The sequence below is a fragment of the Halorubrum vacuolatum genome, assembly GCF_900188065.1.
GTDB classification, from domain to species: domain Archaea; phylum Halobacteriota; class Halobacteria; order Halobacteriales; family Haloferacaceae; genus Halorubrum; species Halorubrum vacuolatum.
This window is the reverse complement of sequence record NZ_FZNQ01000015.1, coordinates 23,013-41,946: the sequence shown is the minus strand read 5'-3', so window position 1 is coordinate 41,946 and position 18,934 is coordinate 23,013. Positions and strand designations below refer to the sequence as shown.

The following is an 18,934-nucleotide window of genomic DNA, read 5'->3' as shown; positions in this document are numbered from 1 at the left end:
CCGGAGACCCCGGCGGTCGGTTGCGCGGGCTCGTCTTCGATCGGCCGCGCCGGCTAGTTCCGCGGTTCGTCCGCGTCGGCTTCCGACTCCTCCAGTTCGACGTCGACCTCGGCTTCGACGTCGGTATCCCCGCCGGATCCACCGTTGGCATCCGTTTCGTCGGTCAACTCCTCCAGTTCGGCCTCGATCTCGGCGTCGTCGAGTTCGGCTTCGAGGTCATCGAGTTCGGCATCAACGTCCTCATCGGTCGCCTCGACCGATCCGTTCCCCGCGTTGCCGTCGGACTTTCCGAGTTCACCCTTTAACGTCTCGAGCTCCGATTCCACCTCGCTGTTCGCAGAGAGGCTTTCGAGCTCGCGGTCGAGGTCGTCCTTGTCCGAGAGCGCGTCCTCGAACGCGCCGGAGTCCTGCAACTCGTCCATCGCCTGTGCGCGTGCCTCCATCTCCTCGGTCCGTTCCTCCGCCCGCTCGATCGACCGGCCGACGTCCTCCATCTCGTCGCCGACGCCCGTCATCGCCTCGCTCACACGCGAGGAGGCCTCCGCGGCTTCGTACCGGGCTTTCATCGTCTCCTTTTTCGTCCGGAACTCCTCGATGCGGTTCTGGAGCTCGTTCTTTTTCTCGACGAGCTGTTCTTGGGTGTTCTCCAACTCGGCGATCTGCCCCTCCAGCTCCTCGATCTGCGTCATCTTCGACTTCTTCTTTTCGAGGGCCTTTCGCGCGAGGTCGTCGCGATCCTGCTGTACCGCCTCGCGGGCCTGCCGGTTGTGCTTTTCGACGTTCTCCTCCAGCTTTCGCCGCTGGATCTCCAGTCGCTTCTTTTGGGTCGTGAGGTCCGCGATCCCCTGTTTGACGTCCTGGAGCTCATCACGCATCTGTTCGTACGAGTAATCAAGCGTCTCCGTCGGATCCTCCGCCCGGTTGAGGAGGGCGTTCAGCTTCGAGCGGATGACGTAGGAGGCGCGCGAAAGGATTCCCATACCCGTCATACACGGTCCAGCCGTTAAAACCTCATGTGGTTTCACCCGCCCATCGCGTACCCTGTGGGCTGCCTGCCAGCGGCGTCAGGGACGACCGATCCCCTGACATCGAAATCGGGAACGACGGCCGAACAACCGCACCCCAAACACTCTTTGTGTTACCCCCACTCCACTCGTCATGACCGAACGGAAACCCCTCCCCGATCGGAACTTCTCGAAGCGAGATGCGATCATCCTTCAAGAGCTGTCCCGTGACCCACAGATCTCCTCGCGGGAACTCCGTGACATCCTTGCGGCGCAGTACGACATCGACGTCTCCCACGTGACCGTCAGCGAGTCGATCCGTCGGATGCGTGAGAAAGAGGTGTTCCGTGAGGCCATCGCTCCGAACGAGGAGTATCTCTTCTTTTCGCTGTTCGAGTTCAGGTTCAACCCCGAGGGCTTCGAGGAGCACTGGCGCGATGGGCTGGAGTACATTCGGGATGACAAACACACCTTCATGTACTTCCTTTCGGACGGGGAGTACCAGTGGAAAACGATAATGATGTTTCGCGACCGCGAGCAGGAGTCGAAATGGATCCATGAGTTCTACAAGGAACACGGGGAGCTCGTCAACAACCTCCGAAACTCCGTGGTGACGAACGTCCTCAAGTTCGGGACCGACCCGGAGCTATTCGAGATCTTCCGCGAGGAGCCTGAGGAGTAACGGCATGCGGTTCAGCATACTTCAAGGTGGAGCCTCCGACCTCAAGGAGCGAGTGTAACGAGCGAGTAGGTCGGAGAGGAAACCGACAAACGATGATGAAACCGCATGACTGTAGCTACCCGACTCCCGAGATTATAAGGACCCCCGTGTTGTAATCTGAAGTATGGAGGTGCGTCGAACCGCGCCGGTCAAGCTCATCGTTCCCGATGAGCGACGCGACGACCTCCACGAGTCAGCTCGCCAGTTCCTTTATTGTGCAAACCGTGCTGCCGAGTTCTGTTGGGACGATCATTCCTATACGAACTGCGTCACGGCGAACTCAACTGCACGAGACGCACTCTACGCGGAGCTGCGGGAAGAAACCGAACTCACCGCGAATCTTGTCCAAGAGGCCATCCGACGCGCCGTCCAAGCGACGAAGGGGTGTGTCGAACGGTGGAAACAGGGCAAGCGTGTGAGCCAACCGGAGTTCACGTCGTGGAGTATGCTCTATGACAAGCGAAGTGCGACGTTCTACCGGAACAAAGTTTCACTCTCAACCGTCAACGGGCGCGTTGAGTGCGACTTTGAACTTCCGGCGGACAGCCCGACGCCCTACGAACAGTACGTTCTCTCTGACGAGTATGAGTTCCGGGCGAGTACACTCCAATACGACAAGGCGACCGACGAGTTCTACTTCCACATTACGACCCAGAAGTATGATGACGACGAGTTCGAGGTTTCGGCAGATGCCGGGCACCAAACAGTCCTCGGTATCGACCTCGGCGTTAACAGTCTCGCAGTGGCTTCGACTGGCACGTTCTGGCAGGGAGACGACTACGACCATTGGTGCCGCGAGTTCGAGAAACGACGTGGTGAAATGCAACAGCGCGGCACGCAGGCCGCACACAACGCGGTGCTTCGCCTCGGGAAGCGCGAGGAAGCGTGGCGGAAACAGTACCTTCACACCGTCGCCAACGAGATCGTCGAGGAAGCCGTCGAACACGACTGCGACGTGATCGTGTTTGAGGAGTTACCGGACATCCGTGAGCGGCTTCCACAAGCGAAGTGGCACCACATTTGGGCGTTCCGACGCCTGTACGAGTACGTCGATTACAAAGCGCCTGAGCAGGGCGTCTCTGTGGAACAAGTCGCGCCGAACCACACGTCCCAACGCTGTTCTCGGACGGACTGTGGATTCACACATGAGGACAACCGCCACGGAGAACACTTCGAGTGCCAGAAGTGCGGTTACGAGGTCAACGCGGATTATAACGCAGCGAAGAACATCGGAGTGCGATACGCCCGAAAGCGGAAACACAGCCTCCGTTCCTCGCCCAACTCGAGGAACGGAGACGCACCAGTAAACGTGCGTATAACTGGTGGGATGTTGAGCGGCGAGAGTTACCAGCGTATTGCTGGTGACTGATTGCCGGGAGTCCACATCAAAGCCCCATCACCAGAAATCAGAGATTTCTGGTTAGCAGTCAGAAGTTCCGCTTCTGACGACCCCCTCAACGAGCGAACCCCGTATGGGGTGAGCGAAGTAGGGTGGGGTAGTTTACTCAAACGCCCCGTACCGGGTGACGGCCGAAAGCTCATCCATCGGTGGTTCCTCGAAAGCATCCCGCGCGATGCTCCGCCGATGGACCTCGTCGGCGCCGTCGATGATACGGAACTGGCGGACGTTCTCGTAGAAGTTTCCGAGCGGGAGGTCCCGACCGATCCCGTTCCCCCCGCAGAACTGGAGCGCGTCGTCGATCGCCTCCTGTACGACGTTGGCGGTGAACGTCTTCGCCATCGCCACCTCGATCCGTGCCTCGTGGCCGTCGGCGATGCGCGCAGCCGCATGTCGAACCATACATCGTGCGGCGTGCAGCTCCGTTCGGCGGTCGGCGATCCGGAACCGCGGTCCCTGCTTTTCGGAGAGCGGTTCACCGAACCCCTCACGCTCGGTCAGGTACGCCGTGGCGATATCGAGCGCCCGGTCGGCCATGCCGGCATATCGCATACAGTGGGTGAGTCGCGCCGGGCCGAGTCGCTTCTGTACGAGGGTGAACCCCTCGTTCTCCTCGCCGAGGGTGTTTTCGATCGGGACCCGAACGGAGTCGAACCGGATCTCCGCATGCGACGTACCGGTCAACCGCTCACCGACGTGCGGCACGTCACGGCGTATCTCGACGCCGTCGGCATCCGTGGGGACCAGAATGACCGAACACCCGGCGTACGGATGTGCCTCTCGGTCGGTCCGTGCGAACGTCAACAGGACGCTGGCCTCGCTGCCGCCCGTCGTCCACCACTTGTGACCGTCGATGACCCATTCGTCACCGTCCTTCTCGGCGGTCGTCGCGAGCATCTTCGGGTCCGATCCACCCCCCTGCAGCGGCTCCGTCATCGCGAACCCGGAGTCGATCTCGCCGGCGGCGAGGGGCCGGAGCCACCGCTCCTTTTGCGCCTCCGTGGCGGCGATCTCGAGCGTGTGCATGTTCCCCTCGTCCGGCGCCGCACAGCGGAGGGCCATCGGGCCCAATAGGCTTCGCCCCGCCTCCTCGAAGACGGGGAGCATCTCGCGAAAGCCGAGGCCAAGCCCGCCGTACTCCGCTGACACTTGCGGTGCGTAGATCCCTCGGTCGCGGGCGGCGTCCCGAAGGTCCGCGATCACCGCCCCCGAAACCGGCCCGCGTCCGAGCCACTCTCGCTCTACCGGCAGCACCACGTCGGTGACGAACTCCCGAACCGATTCGGCCACCTCCGGACCGCGTCCAACATCGGAGTACTCCATGCCACTACTTCTTTAGCAATGTAAATAGACTTTGTGCTAAAACGACGCCGAAATAGCTATAAGCCGACGTGGTAATGGAAAATCACGCAGGTGTGTTTAACAATGTTAGGATCAAATCCCCTACACAGGAATTACCGTTCACCCGATTACGGCGTCGGAGCGAGGGGACCGTGAGCGACTCGACGTACCTCGATCGACTCGTCGACGCGGACGATCTGGAGGGATACCTAAGCGAGGCGCTCGGCCCCGCCGAGACGTTCTCGTTCGAGCGGCACGCCCAGGGACATTCCAACGAGACGCTCTTTCTCACGTGGGGTGACCGTGAACTCGTCATGCGACGCCCGCCGCCGGGCGAGACCGCGGAGACGGCACACGATGTCCTGCGGGAGCATCGGGTCGTCGACGCGCTCGCCGACACGTCCGTCCCGGTGCCCGAGACGGCCCACGCATGCACGGATCACAGCGTTATCGGCAGCGAGTTCTATCTGATGGAGCGTGAGTTCGGTGACGTGTTGCGGGACGAGGAACCCGAGCGGTTCGCGAACCCGCACGCACGCGAGCGAGTTGGTGAGGCGCTGATCGACACGCTGGCGGCGATACACGGCGTCGACTACGCCGGCGTCGGCCTCGATGACTTCGGCCGTCCATCGGGATACACGCGGCGGCAGGTTGAGCGGTGGACGAACCAGCTGGAATGGGCGTTCGAGACCACGTGGGGGGTTCGCGAGGTTCCGGAGCTGGTCGTCGTGGGGGACTGGCTCGCGGACAACGTCCCCGAGGACCACCCCGAAACGCTGGTCCACGGCGATTTCAAGCTCGATAACGTGATGTATGGACCCGGTGCCGCCCCCGAGGTGGTCGCTGTCTTCGACTGGGAGCTATCGACGCTCGGCGACCCCCGTGCGGACCTCGGATGGCTCCTTCTGTTCTGGTATGAGGAGGGCGACCCCGACGTGGTGATGCCGGACCTGATGGCGACGTTCACCGCTCGGGACGGCTATCCGACACGTGCGGAGCTGATCGCGCGATATGAGGAGCGAACGGGTGGCGAGTTCAAACATGAACGCTTCTATCGTACCCTTGCGGCATACAAGATGGCGGCCCTCGGCGAGATGTTCTTGGCGCGCCACCTCCATGGCGATAGCGACGATCCACTGTATCCGAAAATGGAGACACAGGTCCCCGCGCTGGCCGAACGGACGCTTGCCTACGTGAACGACGAAACCGATCGGCTCTGACCGGGCGTCCGCGTCAGGTGAGGTACCTCGCTGCGCCGTCGGACCCTCGGTTCACCGCGCCGTCCATCCGCCGTCGGCGGCGACCGTCTCCCCGGTAATAAAACTCGCCGCGCGGCTGGCGAGAAATACCGCTGGCCCGGCGATCTCGACGGGGTCGGCGAATCGATCCAGCGGCGTCCGGTCGAGTATCGATCGTCGCAGTTCCTCGTTCCGCTGTAACGGCTCGGTCAGGTTCGTGGCGACGTAGCCCGGAGCAACCGCGTTAACGCGCACTTCCGGGGCCCAGTCCATCGCCATGCTCTTGGTCATCCCGACGAGTCCGTGCTTCGACGCGACGTAGGGGTGCTGTCGTGGGAGACCGACGAGCCCGGCGACGCTGGCGACGTTGACCACTGCACCTTCCGCGTTCCGCAAATACGGGCCGGCCGCGCGTGTCGTTCGGAACGCCCCCCGCAGGTTGACGTCGAGGACCGCGTCCACGGCCCCTGACTCGATGGCATCGGGTTCGCCAAGCGCATCGCCCGGATTGAAGCCCGCGTTGTTGACGAGTATATCGAGGCCGCCGAACACGTCGACGGTCTCGGTGATCAGGGTCTTGACGTCCTCATCCTCCGTGACGTCCGCCGTGATCCCCCGTGTGTCGACACCGTATGTCCGGGCCTCGTCGGCGACCGCCTCCACTTCGGCATCGGTACGCGCCGACGTGACCACGTCGGCGCCGGCGGCGGCCATCCCGAGCGCTATCGCCCGACCGATACCCCTTCCGCCGCCGGTGACGACGGCGACCTGCCCGGAGAGGTCGGGACACACCGCCCCCGTATCCACGGCAGTCTCGTCGGTCATCGATCCTCCCCCGGCGCGTACGGGAGTTCCGGGTCGTCGACGGCCTCCCTGAGCGTCTTCTTGTCGAACTTGCCGGTCGCCGTTTTGGGGATCGACTCGCGGAATCGAACGTCGTCCGGGAGCCACCATCGTGGGAACTCCTCGGCGAGTGCGCGTCTCAGCGACTCCACATCGAGTTCCGCGTCCGACTTCGGGACGACGAACGCCAGCGGTCGTTCCTGCCACCGGTCATGCTCGGCGGCGATCACGACGGCTTCGGCCACGTCCTCGTGGGCCATCAGCGCGTTCTCCAGCTCGATGCTCGAGATCCACTCGCCGCCCGATTTGATCACGTCCTTCACGCGGTCGACGACCTCGATATATCCCCGCTCGTCCACGGTGGCGATATCGCCGGTTCGCAACCACCGAGCGCCGCCGTCCTCGGCCTCAACGAACTCCGCGCGGTTGGATTCGGGACGATCATAATACCGTTCGACGACGGTCGGCCCGCGGACGAGAAGCTCGCCAACCGCCTCCCCGTCCCACGGCACCGGATCCCCGTCGTCGCCCACGACGCGCATCTCCAGTCCCGGCGACAGTAGGCCCTGTTTTACCCGGACGTTCAGCGTCTCCTCACGCCCGGCGTCAATGGATGCCTTCGGGTGGGCGACGGAGCCGATGCTCATCGTCTCCGTCATACCCCAGGCGTGCTCGATGGTCACGCCGTGTTCGTCCGCATAGCGCCGCATCACCTCTTTGGGCGCGGCACTCCCGCCGACGACGATCCGGTCGAGCGAGGAGAGGTCTCCACCCTCCCGGTCGATATGGTCCAACACGTCGATCCACACCGTCGGTACGCCGGCGGTAAGCGTGACGTTCTCCGCCTCGATGAGATCGACGAGGTCACTCGGGTCCGGCGATGGCCCCGGATAGACCTGCTTCGCTCCGGCCATCGTCACCGCATACGGGAACTCCCAGGAGTTCACGTGAAACATCGGTACGACCGGCATCACCACGTCGTCTTGGGCGATGTTGAGCGCGGATGGCGTCATCACCATCATGGCATGCGCGTAGATCATTTTGTGGGTATATTCGACCCCCTTCGGCTTCCCCGTCGTCCCCGAGGTGTAACACATTCCCGCCGGATCGTCCTCCGACAGCGACGGCCACGATCCCTTCGGCTCGTGGTCGGCAACGAGCTGCTCGTACGACGACAGCGGGAGGTCGCGCTCCGTTTCGGGGACCGTCTCGCCCATCACGATGACCGCTTCGACGCCGTCAAACCGGTCCCACAGACGCTCGACCGTGTCCACCGCGTCCCGGTCGACGATCAGCACGTCGTCGGCCGCGTCCTCGACGATGTGTGCGACGTGGTCGTCGTGCAACAGGAGGTTCACTGTATGGAGCTGTGCGCCGATGAGCGGCACCGCGTAGTATGCCTCGAAATGGCGATGGGTGTTCCAGCCGAGCGTGCCCACGCGGTCGCCGTGACCGACGCCGAGCGCCTCCAACGCGCCTGCCAGTCGGCGTACCCGATCGCCAAAGTCGGCGTATGTGTACTCGGTTTGACCCTCGTGTGTCCGGGAAACGACCACCTGTTCGGGAAACAGCCGGGTGGCCCGCCAGAAAAACGGCCGCAGCGTCAGCTCCTCAGGCATCGACCCCACCGACGGAAAGGTACGTCTCCAGTAGATCATCGCGTTCCTGGATCTCCTCGACGGTCCCGTCAAAGACGATCTCGCCGGTGTCGATGATGTATCCCCGTTCGGCGAGGTCGAACGCGAAGTCGACGTTCTGTTCGGTGAGCAGGACCGTCACGTCCTCGTCGACGACCGTTCGGACGATCTCACGAAGGTCGTCCACGATCACCGGCGCGAGCCCCTCCGTCGGCTCGTCCATCAACAGCACGTCGGGCCGTTGAACCAGCGCGCGAGCGACCGCCACCATCTGTTGTTCGCCGCCGCTGAGGTTTCGGCCGTTGTTCGATCGGAGCGGATCCAGGGCGGGGAACAGTTCGTACATCTCCTCGACCGGCCGGGGGTCACGTGCGAGGTTGTGTGCGAGCACGAGGTTCTCCTGGACCGACAGCGTCGGAAACACCCGTCTGTCCTCCGGCACGAGCGACAGACCACGGGCGTTTATTTCATCGGGCGTCAGATCGGTGATCTCCTCGCCCGCATAGGTGATGCTGCCGGACCGTGGTGGCGTCGCCCCGACGATGGAACGCATCGTCGTAGTTTTCCCGGCACCGTTTCGGCCCAACAGGGTAACGACCTCGCCGGCCTCTATCTCGAGTGACACGCCATGCAGTACGTGGCTGTTCCCGTAGTACGTCTGGATGTCTTCGACGGTGAGTACGCTCATTGTCCCTCACTTCCGAGGTACGCCTCGGTTACGCGTTCGTCGTTCAGTACCTCCGTTGGTGTCCCGTCGGCGAGCACCGCCCCGTCCGCGAGGACGACGATCCGATCCGAGATATCCCGCACCACGTCCATGTCGTGTTCGGTCACGACGAACGTCGCGTCGATCTCCTCGTTTAGCTCCCGGATGAGCGAGACGATCTCCGTCGTCTCCGTCGGGTTCATTCCCGCGGTGGGCTCGTCCATCAGGAAGACGTTCGGATCGATGGCGAGCGCGAGGGCGATCTCCACCGTGCGCTTCTGTCCGTGGCTGAGTTGATCACACGGGGTTTCGGCGATGTCAGTCAGCCCAGTGAGCGTTAAGATCTCACCGACGTCCGCTTCCATGTCAGGGTCGCTGTCCGCTCGGGAGAGGAAATCCATCCGACTTCCGTCCCGACTGATCCGGGCGATCCGAACGTTTTCACGGACGGTTAACCCCTCAAATATATTTGTTATTTGATATGACCGTGAGAGGCCGGCCTTGGCGACCTCGTGCGGCGGGGCGCCCGTGACGTCGACCAGCCCGTCGTCGCCTTTGAGCCGGACCGTTCCGGCGGTCGGTTTCAAGACTCCAGTCAGCAGGTTGTAAAACGTCGTCTTTCCGGCCCCGTTGGGCCCGATGATGCTCGTGATGTCCGCGTCGTCGATGGCGAGCGAGACGCCATCGACCGCGACGAGTTCGCCGAACTGCTTGCGCAGTTCTTCGGTCTCGAGTACGGTCGTCATTCGGTCTCACCTCCACCATCGGTGGATGTCTCGGCACCGAACAGCCGCTCACGCAGCAGCAGTAGCCCGCCCACCGCACCGATCTTGAAGTAGAGCACGACGGCGATGAGGAGCGCACCGAAGAACAGCTCCCAGTGGGCCTCGAGGGCGGGGAAGCGACTGATCCCCCATCGCACGTACAGGTAGATGAACGCGCCGACGATCGGTCCGGCGAAGAACGTCGCCCCGCCGATGACCGTCGCGACGACGGCGGTCGCGCTGTTCGTCCAGTGGGCGTGATACGGCGAGGCCACGCTCGCCAGTCCCGCCATCAGGGCTCCAGCGATCCCCACGAACAGCGCGGAGAGGATGAACGTCATCCATCGATGATGGGTGACGTCAATGCCGAGCGCGGCGGCCCGATCCGGGCTCTCCCGGATCGCTTTACACACCGCACCGAACGGGGAGTTGACGATCCGCCAGATGGTGTACGTCGCGCTCGCGACGATCCCGAGCGTGAGGAAATAGTAGAGTTGCCGATCGCCGAGACGCACGTCCATGCCACCGATCTCCACCGAACCGAGGAGGACGAGGATCCCGTCCGTCCCGTTGGTGATCCCGCCTGGATTCTGCAGGATAAACGAGAACCCGAGCATGCCGAACGCGAGGGTTATCAGCGCGAAATAGATCTCCTCGAGCCGGACGCTCAGCCAGCCGACCGGGATCGCCACGACGACGACGATCATCACCGCGATCACCATCGCGAGCGCGAACGTCACCACCGGCGCGATGCCGCTTCCGACCACATCGGCGATCACCGGCCCGAGGTCGCGTAACACGATGGCTACCCCGTATGACCCGCCGGCGAAGAACAGCCCGTGGCCGAAGGAGAGCAGCCCGGTGTAGCCGTACAGCAGGTTGAACCCCAACGCGAACAGTGCGATGATGAGGAACTCCGTGAACAGATACACCTGAAAGCTCGGCGCGAACGCCATCGCGACGAGGCCAATGGCCACGAGCAGGCTGATCCGCTCGCGGGTCCACCCATCGGTGACCGCGGCGCTTCCGAACGCGGCGAGTCCGGTCCTCGTTCCGTCCTCGTCGCCACTCATTCGCCGATCCCCCCGAACAGCCCTTCCGGTCGGAACAGCAGTACCAGTACCATCGCGAGGAACGGGATCGCGATATGGCCCGCAGCGATGAACTGTGGACCGATGCTCTGTAACAGGCCGATGATCATCGCGCCGACGAACGCGCCGGTCATCGAACCGAGTCCACCGATGACGACGATGATGAACGCGTCGATGATAACCTGATCGCCGAGCGCGGGACTCGTCGACTGGAGCGGGGCCGACAGCGCACCGCCGAGACCCGCAAGCACGCTGCCGAGGAAGAATACGCCCGTGTACAGGCGCGGGACGTCGACGCCGAGCATCGACGCCATCTCACGATCCGAGGAGGTTCCACGGACCAACGAGCCGAAATACGTGCGCGTGATGAACAGCCAGAGGCTGAGCATCACCAGCGCCGCCAGACCGATCACCAGGATGCGGTAGGCGCTGAAGGTGCTCGCCCCGACGGTCACGGAGAAGTCGAACAGTGCGGGCGTGTCCATCGAGTACGGCTGTGATCCCCAGATGAAACGGACCAGTTCGTGGATGATGAGGACGAACCCGAACGTGACGATAAGCTGATCGAGTTCACCCTCGGCGCGTTCATACAACGGGCGGATCGTCGCGACCTCGATGAGCGCGCCGACGACACCGACCGCCAGTGCGCCGATCACGACGGCGAGCCAGAAGTTGTCGACCACGCTGGTCGTCACCGCCAACGCGAAGTAGGCCCCGAGCATATACAACGCGCCGTGTGCAAAGTTGAGCACGCCGAGCACGCCGAAAATGAGGCTGAGGCCGACGGCGATCAGAAACAGCCGACTCCCGAGGCTCAATCCGACGACGATGTCGCCGATACCGATCAACGGAACGAGCGTTGTGAAGTTCATGAGAAGGGGTAAACGTCGAGGCTAGACCCCGGTTGGGAGGTCGGATCCCTCGAGCGCGCTCTCAAGTTCCTCGGGTCCGGCCTCGTAGACTTCGACCGGATCGAGCACGTTGCTTTCCCAGCCGTCATCGTAGCTCACGACACCCCAGATAGCTGGAACGACGGCCTGGTTCGTCCGTTCTTCGAGCCGGTAGTCGCCCACGGGTCCGGAGTGTTCCATCCCGTTGAACGCGTCGACGAGGTCGTCCGCATCCGTACTCCCGGTCGATTCGATCGCCTCCTTGTACATATAGACGGCGCGATACGCGCCCTCGGCGTTGTACGTCGGGAGGGTGTCGTACTCGTCATAATAGGCCTCACGGAACGTCTCGTTTTCGTCCGTCTCGGGGGTAAACGGTGAATACCGCGTCGACGCGTGTTGTCCCCCCGGAAGCGGACCGCCGGCTGGGAGGTCGGTTCCCATCCCGACGCTGAACAGCGTGTAGTCGATCGCGTCGAACCAGCCCGCGTCATCAGCTTGGCTGACGAACGTCGTCAGGTCGGCCCCCCAAAGCGGCGTGATCACACCGTCGGGCTCCGCACCGAGGATCGCGCTGATGTACGGCGAAAAGTCGCTTGTTTCCAACGCCGGATACTGCTCCTCGGTAAACTCGGCATCGACGCCGAGTCCCTCACAGAAGTCGCGGAAGTAGTCCCACGTCTCATAGCCGAACGCGTAGTCCGGGCCGATCGTGGCCCACTCGTCGGCGTCGAGTTCCTCGGCTACACGGGCGGCACCGAACATGTCCTGTGCGAGGCTGTTGCAGTTGCGGAACACGTAGTCGTTGCCGACCGAGTTGTCGTGTTCACCGACTGGCGAGGTGAGGAACGGCGTCGCCGCGTGCGTCACCATGTAGGGCATGCCGATATCCTCGGCCTGTGGGGCGATCGCCTGTGCGACCCCACTGCTGTCGAGGCCGAACAGGCCATGAACCCCATCCTCCTCGACGAGGCTGTTCATCTGCCGTATCGCGCTGTCGGCGTCGCCTTCGGTATCACGCTGGATTATTTCTAACTCCTGTCCATTGATGCCACCGTTTTCGTTGATCTCCTCCTCGGCCATCTCGAAGCCCCGCTCCGCCTCATCGCCGTACAGCGAGGCGAACCCGGAGAAGATGTACGTCGCGCCGAGTCGGACGACGTCCTCATCATCATCCGCACAGCCGGCCAGCGCCACGGCCCCGACCACGCCGGCGGACTGGAGGAATCGTCGCCGGCCGACCCTGGAGTTCCTTTCCGAAGATGCTCGGATCGGCGACCGCTGATTATTCTTGTTTTCTATTTTACGTTGATCTTTTTCCATTGTTAACGAATAACGGTGAGCGACGATATTACATAAATATACGGGTCGTGCGAGCCGACCATCCGGCGTGTTTTCCGCCGATCGACGCGTGGATACCCGGCCACATACATCGGTCACGTCATGACCGCCGGGAGGTTCGGCCGAGCGGGGTGATCGCCGCCGTCGTCTCGGTGCCGATCCGGATCGGTTCCTGAAGATTTATTCGAGACGTAGTTGTATCCACGACCATGGACATCGGCGTGCTGACCGTTCCCCTGGGTGAGGAATCGATAGCGGACGCCTTCGCGTATCTCGATGGGCTCGGCGTCGACGCCGTCGAACTCGGCGTCGGCGGCTGGCCGGGCGAGGCACATCTCGACCGGACGGCGGTCCTCGATGACGACCGCGCACAGGAGGAACTCGATGCGCTGTTGAACGAGTACGGCCTCCGTATTTCGGCGCTTGCGATCCATAACAATCCGCTGCATCCCGATACCGACCGTGCGGACGAGGCCGACCGGGAGCTCCGAGAGGCGATCGAGCTGGCCGATCAGCTCGATGTCGACGTCGTCACCTGCTTTTCAGGGTTGCCCGCGGGCGCACCGGATGATTCGACCCCGAATTGGATCACCGCGCCGTGGCCGACCGAACACGCCGACGCGCACGAATATCAGTGGGACGAGGTGGCGATACCCTACTGGGCCGACCTTGCCGCCTACGCCGACGACCACGGCGTCGACGTCGCCATCGAGATGCATCCGAACATGCTCGTCTACGAGCCCACCGGACTGGTGAAACTTCGGGAGGCGACCAACGAGCGGGTCGGCGCGAACTTCGATCCGTCCCACCTCTACTGGCAGGGGATCGACGCCACCGAGGCGATCCGCTACCTCGGCGACCATGACGCGATCCACCACGTGCACGCGAAGGACACCAAGGTGTACGACGCGAACGCCCGGGTGAAAGGCGTGCTCGATACGGCCGCGTACACCGAGGAGCCGGATCGCTCGTGGCTCTTTCGGTCCATCGGGTACGGCCACGACGAGGCCCACTGGAAGGATCTCGTCTCGACGCTTCGAATGGTCGGCTACGAGGGCGCGCTCTCGATCGAACACGAGGACTCGCTCACGTCCTCACGGGAGGGGCTGGAGAAAGCGGTCGACGTTCTCCAGCGTGCGGTCTTCGAGACGCAACCGGGCGAGGCGTACTGGGCGGAGTGAACGGGATTTAAGCAGAATTCATCATGACTGACACACCGCTGAAGATCGGCGTTTTGGGGTATCGATTCATGGGGAAGGCACACGCGAACGCGCTGGCGCGGCTGCCGATGTTCTTCCCCGACGCACCGACCGTTGCGCGACACACGCTCATCGGACGCGACGAGGAAGCGCTCGCGTCGGCGGCCGACCGATTCGGCTTCGCCAACACGGCGACCGACTGGGAGGCCGCCATCGACGAGGTCGACGTGTTCTACAACCTCGGGCCGAACCACCTCCACGTCGAGCCGTCCGTGACCGCGCTGGAGGCCGGTGTTCCGGTGCTCTGTGAGAAGCCGCTCGCGCCGACGCTCGACGGCGCGGAGACGATGCGCGCGGCCGCCGCGGACGCCGACGTTCCCGCCGGCTGTGCGTTCAATTATCGATTCGTCCCCGCGATCCGCTATGCACGCGAGCTGATCGCGGCGGGAGAACTCGGCGAGATCAGACAGGTTCGGGGTCGCTACCTGCAGGACTGGCTCGTCGACCCGGAGGCGCCGTGGGCGTGGCGGATGGATGCCGACCTCGCCGGGTCCGGTGCGCTGGGGGACCTGGGGGCACACACGGTCGATCTCGCGTCGTTCCTCGTCGGCGACGCGGTCGGCGATATCGAGCGGGTCTCCGGGCATCTCCGAACCTTCGTCGACGAACGCCCGGTGTATGACGACGCCGGCAACGTGGTAGAACATCGGGACGTCACCGTCGATGATGCCTACACCGCCCAGTTCGCCTACGAATCCGGCGCGATGGGGAGCTTCGAGGCCTCCCGGTTCGCCACGGGACATAAAAACGATCACACGATCGAGGTCCACGGATCGGACGGAAGCCTTCGGTTCTCACTGGAACGGCTCAACGAACTGGAACTCCTGCGGGATGGCGGCCGTGGCTACGAGACGATGCTCGTCACCGACGAGGACGACCCGTACGTCGATCGCTGGTGGCCGCCCGGCCACGTCCTCGGCTGGGAACACACGTTCGTCCACGAGAACTACGAGTTCTTGATGGCGGTCGCGGAGGGTGACGAGTTCTCACCCTCCTTCGAGGAGGCGTACGAGGTTCAGCGCGTACTTGAGGCGATAGAACGGTCCGACGCGCGTGACGAGTGGGTCACGCTCCGGTGAGATCGTCGGTGGGTCACGCTCCGGTGAGATCGTCGTTCCGGTCGCTCAGCCGTCGAATCCCTCATTGAAGGGGTCCTCCTCCCATCCTTCCAGCTCCGCTTCGTCCGGGTCGTACGACTCGAGGGTCTTTTGCCGGTCGAAGGCTGCGGGGTTCCAGACGACCTCGACCTCCTCGTTGCCGGTCGCCCCCTCCACGGTGATCCGGTCACCGGGCTCCACGAGTCCGTCGGCCGGCCATCCCCCGAACTGAACCCCATCGTCCGGGTCGTCCCCGCGCACGTACAGTTCATCGGCACGGATCGGCTCGCCCGCGAGGTAGGTGATGGTCACCTCACCCCCGCCGGCATCGATCTCCATCTCCGCCTCGGGCGGGGCGACCCCGTCGATGAACCCGAACACCGCCGCCCCGACGACCGCCAGAAGAAGGACGACGACGCCGATCAACAGGCCCGTGCCCGCCATCGGCGTAAACCCCCGTCGGTCGTCTCGGAAGCGGCTCATCCAGTGGCCGTTCACTCGCGCATATATAACCGCTTTCGGTCAAACACTCATCTCTGATAATTTGGCGTCGCGCCTGAACCGGAACGCCGTTATTCTCCCCGTCCGAACCCCGAATGTGGCAACCCCCTCGAATCGGGCGATCGGCCGACAGCGCGGACCGCGAGGGTTGCTCCGCGCGTGGGTCGCGGTGATGATCCGCCCGACCCGCTTTTTTGAACGTGCGGTCAGTCCCGGGGATCAGGCGCCCGGCTTGACCTTCGCGGTGGTCGTCGCTGGGTGCTACGTCCTCGGCTGGATGGTGGTGGATCCGAGCGTCGTTCCCTCCATCGCGGAGCCGCCTGCGCTCTCGGCGATCGTCGTGGTGCTGCTCGTCGTCGCGCTCGTCGCGCCCGTCGGGTTACACCTGACGGCGGCGGTTGCGACGGTCTCGCTGCTGTTCGCGAGCCTCGAGTACGGTGAGGGGATCACGTTCCGTGAACGCGGGGGGGTCAGCGAGACGGTCCAGGTGGTCGCGTACGCGAGCGCCCCGATGGCGTTGGCGGGACCGCCGGTCCCGGCGCTTCGACTTGCCTGTGCGATCTACGCGGGCCTGCTTTTGATACTCGGCCTTCGGTCGGTTCACGCCACGACGACGATCCGGGCCGTGGTCGCGGCCACGCCGCCGGCGCTTCTCGGGTACGGGGTGGGATATCGGGCCGTCGCCGCGGCCCGGACGCTCCTCGCTGGATGATCGGCCGCCGGTCTCGGCAGGCTTTCGACAACCGTTTTAAGCGTGAACTACTGGGTATATGCAAATGGGATCGTGTCTCATCTGTGGCGTCCCCGTCGACGGGCACATCTGTAGCTCACACGAGGAGGACGTCGTATTCGACTTCCGCGGGGATTCCCCGCATCAGCTCGTACCGAATCGCTTCTACCGCGGCACTGTCGACGGCTACGCGGAGTTCGGCGTGTTCATCGATGTCGCCCCCGGGGTGACCGGTCTGCTCCACCGTTCGGAGATCGATCGTCGCCTCGAAAGCCTCGATTGGGAGCCGGGCGATGACGTGTTCGTGCAGGTCAAAGGCGTCCGCGACAACGGGAACATCGACCTGACGTGGTCGATCCGCCAGGCCGAACGGGAGTTCCGCGGCGTGTTGATACAGGACGGCGACGTCGACCGCAACCCGGTCCAGGAGGCCACCGAGCCGGAGGAAGCCGAGGACGATTCGAAGCCGGAGACGACGACGTCCGAAAACGGTGAACCGGCTGCGGCCGAGGGGACAGAAGCCGCCGAACCGATCGTGGAAACCGAACCGGCGGAGTCGACCGACTCGATCGAGGAAGTCGACCCGGCGGAGTCGGCCGACTCGATCGGGGAAGTCGATCCGGTGGAGTCGGTCGACGCAGAGGGGGCGGTCGAACCGGAAGTGCCTGTCGATGCTGTTGAGGAGTCAGCGGACGCCGATAGCTCACACGCGGATGCAACGGTCACGGAGCGCGCGGCCATCGAGACGCTTTCCGAGCGGGTGGGGGACGCAGTCCGCATCGAAGGTGAAGTCGTGAGCGTGAGACAGACGGGCGGCCCGACCATCTTCGAAATCCGCGACGAGACCGGCGTCGTCGATGTGGCAGCGTTCGTCGAGGCGGGCGTTCGCGCGTATCCAGACGTCGTCGTCGGCGATGTCGTCCGTATCACCGGCGAGGTCGAGAGCCGCCGCGGCGAGATCCAACTCGAAACCGAGGGTCTCGTCCTGCTCGATGGCGAGGAGGCCGACACGGTCCACACGCGTCTCGCGGATGCGCTCGCGGACGAGGCACGTCCGGAGGGCCTGCAGCCGCTCGCGGGCGACGAGGCCGTCGCCGAACTCGGTGAGGGACTTCTCGACGCCGCGGAGGCGATCCGCCGGGCGGTGTTGGAATCGCGCCCTATCGTCGTCCGACATCCCGCGACCGCCGACGGCTACGTGGCCGGGGCGGCGGTCGAGCGCGCGACGCTGCCGCTGATCCGGAACGAACACGCGAAAACCGACGCCGAGTATCACTACTTCACCCGTCGGCCGCTTGAGGACCCGGTCTACGGGATGGACGCGGCGACGAACGACGTCACCCGGATGCTGCAGGACCGCGACCGACACGACGAGAAGCTGCCGCTGTTCGTGCTCCTCGGGACCGGTTCGACGGTCGAATCGGCTGACGGGTTGGGCCTGTTGTCGGTGTACGGGGCCGACGCCATCGTCATCGACGCCGCGGTGGCGGACCCCGAAACCCGCGACGCCGTCGAGACGCTCGTCTCCCCGGAGCTCGCCGCGGTCGATGACGACCTCTCGACGGCGGCGCTCGCCGCGTCGATGGCCTCCGCGGTCAACGACGAGGTACGTGCGGACCTCCATCACCTCCCGGCGGTGAGCTACTGGGAGGGCGCGCCGGAGCGATACGTCGATCTGGCCCATGACGCCGGCTACGATGTCGAACGGATCGCCGAGCTTCGTGAGGCGATCGCGCTGGAGGCGTACTACCAGTCGTATCAGGACAAACGCGAACTTGTGACCGACCTGCTGTTCGAAGACGGCGGCGACCTCGCTGCACACATCTCCGAGCAGTTCCGTGAGAAACTGCAGACGGAGGTCGAGACGGCGACCGAGAACATCGTCTCGGAGTCCAAAGACGGCGTCGAGTTCGCCGTCCTCGACACCGACCAGTACACTCACCGGTTCGACTTCCCACCGACCGTCCTGCTCTTGAGCGACCTCCACCGCCGTCACGCGAACGGCGAGCCGTTCGCGACGGTCGGGATCGGCACCGACGAGTTGTACGTGCGGGCGACCGCGGACCTCTCGATCCGCGAGGTTGCCGACCGGGCAGCCGAGGAGGTACCGAAGGCGAAGATCGCCACCGCCGGCGTTCGCGAGGGCAAGATCGAGTTCCTCGCCGGCGAGCGCGACGCCGTCGAGGACGCCATCGTCGACGCCGTCGCCGAGCAGTTCTGACGGCCTCGGTGCGCGAGACGCATTGGGCGTGTTCGATCGATCCCTTATCCCGTTTTGAGGCCTCTGAACGCTCCAGTCGTGCTTATTTTTCGCGAGGTGGGAGCCATCACAGCACGAACAGACGGCATATTTATACCTAACCGTCGTCTCT

Annotated in this window: 17 protein-coding genes; 7 read left to right on the top strand and 10 right to left on the bottom strand. The window is 63.9% G+C overall.

Going from position 1 to position 18,934, the window contains the following annotated elements; translation table 11 throughout:
* Nucleotides 1-53 precede the first annotated feature (53 nt).
* Entirely contained in the window at nt 54-980 is a 927-nt protein-coding gene (locus tag CHB65_RS12685) for a PspA/IM30 family protein (protein WP_089385444.1), read from the bottom strand.
* Nucleotides 981-1,158: 178 nt separating this feature from the next.
* On the opposite strand from CHB65_RS12685, the gene CHB65_RS12680 reads away from it, so the two are divergent.
* Both CHB65_RS12680 and CHB65_RS12675 read left to right on the top strand, forming a co-directional pair.
* On the top strand, nt 1,159-1,686 hold the full coding sequence (locus CHB65_RS12680) for a winged helix-turn-helix domain-containing protein (RefSeq protein WP_089385443.1): 528 nt from the start codon (nt 1,159-1,161) through the stop codon (nt 1,684-1,686).
* Between the two features lie 163 nt (nt 1,687-1,849).
* Nucleotides 1,850-3,094 carry an RNA-guided endonuclease InsQ/TnpB family protein gene (locus CHB65_RS12675; RefSeq protein WP_089385442.1) on the top strand — a complete coding sequence of 415 codons (1,245 nt, stop codon included), beginning with the start codon at nt 1,850-1,852 and terminating at the stop codon, nt 3,092-3,094.
* Between the two features lie 132 nt (nt 3,095-3,226).
* Here CHB65_RS12675 and CHB65_RS12670 read toward each other — a convergent pair whose 3' ends face one another.
* A complete protein-coding gene (locus CHB65_RS12670) occupies nt 3,227-4,447 on the bottom strand; it encodes an acyl-CoA dehydrogenase family protein (protein WP_089385441.1) in 1,221 nt (406 codons plus the stop codon).
* A 170-nt stretch (nt 4,448-4,617) separates the two neighbouring features.
* Between CHB65_RS12670 and CHB65_RS12665 the strand changes: the two genes are divergently transcribed.
* Nucleotides 4,618-5,685, top strand: coding sequence for a phosphotransferase family protein (locus tag CHB65_RS12665; protein WP_089385440.1), 1,068 nt, complete (start codon nt 4,618-4,620; stop codon nt 5,683-5,685).
* A 51-nt stretch (nt 5,686-5,736) separates the two neighbouring features.
* Here the strand turns inward: CHB65_RS12665 and CHB65_RS12660 are convergent, their stop codons facing one another.
* From CHB65_RS12660 to CHB65_RS12630, 7 genes are read right to left on the bottom strand one after another with little or no spacing between them, the layout of a single operon-like run.
* Nucleotides 5,737-6,528: an SDR family NAD(P)-dependent oxidoreductase gene (locus tag CHB65_RS12660; protein ID WP_089385439.1), complete on the bottom strand. Its 792-nt coding sequence runs from the start codon at nt 6,526-6,528 to the stop codon at nt 5,737-5,739.
* On the bottom strand, nt 6,525-8,165 hold the full coding sequence (locus CHB65_RS12655; protein ID WP_089385476.1) for a long-chain fatty acid--CoA ligase: 1,641 nt from the start codon (nt 8,163-8,165) through the stop codon (nt 6,525-6,527). The genes CHB65_RS12660 and CHB65_RS12655 overlap by 4 nt, the downstream gene beginning before the upstream one ends.
* Entirely contained in the window at nt 8,158-8,871 is a 714-nt protein-coding gene (locus tag CHB65_RS12650; RefSeq protein WP_089385438.1) for an ABC transporter ATP-binding protein, read from the bottom strand. Before CHB65_RS12650 ends, CHB65_RS12655 begins: the two co-directional genes overlap by 8 nt.
* Nucleotides 8,868-9,635 (bottom strand): ABC transporter ATP-binding protein, encoded by a 768-nt coding sequence (locus CHB65_RS12645; RefSeq protein WP_089385437.1) that lies wholly within the window; start codon nt 9,633-9,635, stop codon nt 8,868-8,870. The genes CHB65_RS12650 and CHB65_RS12645 overlap by 4 nt, the downstream gene beginning before the upstream one ends.
* The gene (locus tag CHB65_RS12640) at nt 9,632-10,726 is read right to left on the bottom strand and encodes a branched-chain amino acid ABC transporter permease (RefSeq protein WP_089385436.1); all 1,095 of its coding nucleotides are present in this window, start codon (nt 10,724-10,726) and stop codon (nt 9,632-9,634) included. Before CHB65_RS12640 ends, CHB65_RS12645 begins: the two co-directional genes overlap by 4 nt.
* Nucleotides 10,723-11,616, bottom strand: coding sequence for a branched-chain amino acid ABC transporter permease (locus CHB65_RS12635; RefSeq protein ID WP_089385435.1), 894 nt, complete (start codon nt 11,614-11,616; stop codon nt 10,723-10,725). Before CHB65_RS12635 ends, CHB65_RS12640 begins: the two co-directional genes overlap by 4 nt.
* A gap of 21 nt (nt 11,617-11,637) precedes the next feature.
* A complete protein-coding gene (locus tag CHB65_RS12630; protein ID WP_089385434.1) occupies nt 11,638-12,957 on the bottom strand; it encodes an ABC transporter substrate-binding protein in 1,320 nt (439 codons plus the stop codon).
* A 227-nt stretch (nt 12,958-13,184) separates the two neighbouring features.
* Here CHB65_RS12630 and CHB65_RS12620 point away from each other — a divergent pair, with 227 nt between their 5' ends.
* Nucleotides 13,185-14,156 carry a sugar phosphate isomerase/epimerase family protein gene (locus tag CHB65_RS12620; RefSeq protein WP_089385432.1) on the top strand — a complete coding sequence of 324 codons (972 nt, stop codon included), beginning with the start codon at nt 13,185-13,187 and terminating at the stop codon, nt 14,154-14,156.
* Between the two features lie 23 nt (nt 14,157-14,179).
* Nucleotides 14,180-15,313 (top strand): Gfo/Idh/MocA family protein, encoded by a 1,134-nt coding sequence (locus tag CHB65_RS12615; protein WP_089385431.1) that lies wholly within the window; start codon nt 14,180-14,182, stop codon nt 15,311-15,313.
* A gap of 45 nt (nt 15,314-15,358) precedes the next feature.
* Here the strand turns inward: CHB65_RS12615 and CHB65_RS12610 are convergent, their stop codons facing one another.
* Nucleotides 15,359-15,814 (bottom strand): type IV pilin, encoded by a 456-nt coding sequence (locus CHB65_RS12610; protein ID WP_089385430.1) that lies wholly within the window; start codon nt 15,812-15,814, stop codon nt 15,359-15,361.
* A gap of 190 nt (nt 15,815-16,004) precedes the next feature.
* Between CHB65_RS12610 and CHB65_RS12605 the strand changes: the two genes are divergently transcribed.
* Both CHB65_RS12605 and CHB65_RS12600 read left to right on the top strand, forming a co-directional pair.
* The gene (locus tag CHB65_RS12605) at nt 16,005-16,544 is read left to right on the top strand and encodes a YIP1 family protein (protein WP_089385475.1); all 540 of its coding nucleotides are present in this window, start codon (nt 16,005-16,007) and stop codon (nt 16,542-16,544) included.
* 64 nt (nt 16,545-16,608) lie between these two features.
* Nucleotides 16,609-18,783: a DHH family phosphoesterase gene (locus CHB65_RS12600; protein WP_089385429.1), complete on the top strand. Its 2,175-nt coding sequence runs from the start codon at nt 16,609-16,611 to the stop codon at nt 18,781-18,783.
* The last annotated feature ends 151 nt before the right edge of the window (nt 18,784-18,934 follow it).

Bases quoted from the DNA above. Each gene is read 5' to 3' on its own strand.
- CHB65_RS12675 (WP_089385442.1), top strand. From the start codon at position 1,850: ATGGAGGTGCGTCGAACCGCGCCGGTCAAGCTCATCGTTCCCGATGAG.
- CHB65_RS12645 (WP_089385437.1), bottom strand. From the start codon at position 9,635: ATGACGACCGTACTCGAGACCGAAGAACTGCGCAAGCAGTTCGGCGAA.
- CHB65_RS12630 (WP_089385434.1), bottom strand. From the start codon at position 12,957: ATGGAAAAAGATCAACGTAAAATAGAAAACAAGAATAATCAGCGGTCG.
- CHB65_RS12650 (WP_089385438.1), bottom strand. From the start codon at position 8,871: ATGAGCGTACTCACCGTCGAAGACATCCAGACGTACTACGGGAACAGC.
- CHB65_RS12685 (WP_089385444.1), bottom strand. From the start codon at position 980: ATGGGAATCCTTTCGCGCGCCTCCTACGTCATCCGCTCGAAGCTGAAC.
- CHB65_RS12600 (WP_089385429.1), top strand. From the start codon at position 16,609: ATGGGATCGTGTCTCATCTGTGGCGTCCCCGTCGACGGGCACATCTGT.
- CHB65_RS12670 (WP_089385441.1), bottom strand. From the start codon at position 4,447: ATGGAGTACTCCGATGTTGGACGCGGTCCGGAGGTGGCCGAATCGGTT.
- CHB65_RS12620 (WP_089385432.1), top strand. From the start codon at position 13,185: ATGGACATCGGCGTGCTGACCGTTCCCCTGGGTGAGGAATCGATAGCG.
- CHB65_RS12655 (WP_089385476.1), bottom strand. From the start codon at position 8,165: ATGCCTGAGGAGCTGACGCTGCGGCCGTTTTTCTGGCGGGCCACCCGG.
- CHB65_RS12610 (WP_089385430.1), bottom strand. From the start codon at position 15,814: ATGAGCCGCTTCCGAGACGACCGACGGGGGTTTACGCCGATGGCGGGC.
- CHB65_RS12680 (WP_089385443.1), top strand. From the start codon at position 1,159: ATGACCGAACGGAAACCCCTCCCCGATCGGAACTTCTCGAAGCGAGAT.
- CHB65_RS12640 (WP_089385436.1), bottom strand. From the start codon at position 10,726: ATGAGTGGCGACGAGGACGGAACGAGGACCGGACTCGCCGCGTTCGGA.
- CHB65_RS12615 (WP_089385431.1), top strand. From the start codon at position 14,180: ATGACTGACACACCGCTGAAGATCGGCGTTTTGGGGTATCGATTCATG.
- CHB65_RS12605 (WP_089385475.1), top strand. From the start codon at position 16,005: ATGATCCGCCCGACCCGCTTTTTTGAACGTGCGGTCAGTCCCGGGGAT.
- CHB65_RS12635 (WP_089385435.1), bottom strand. From the start codon at position 11,616: ATGAACTTCACAACGCTCGTTCCGTTGATCGGTATCGGCGACATCGTC.
- CHB65_RS12660 (WP_089385439.1), bottom strand. From the start codon at position 6,528: ATGACCGACGAGACTGCCGTGGATACGGGGGCGGTGTGTCCCGACCTC.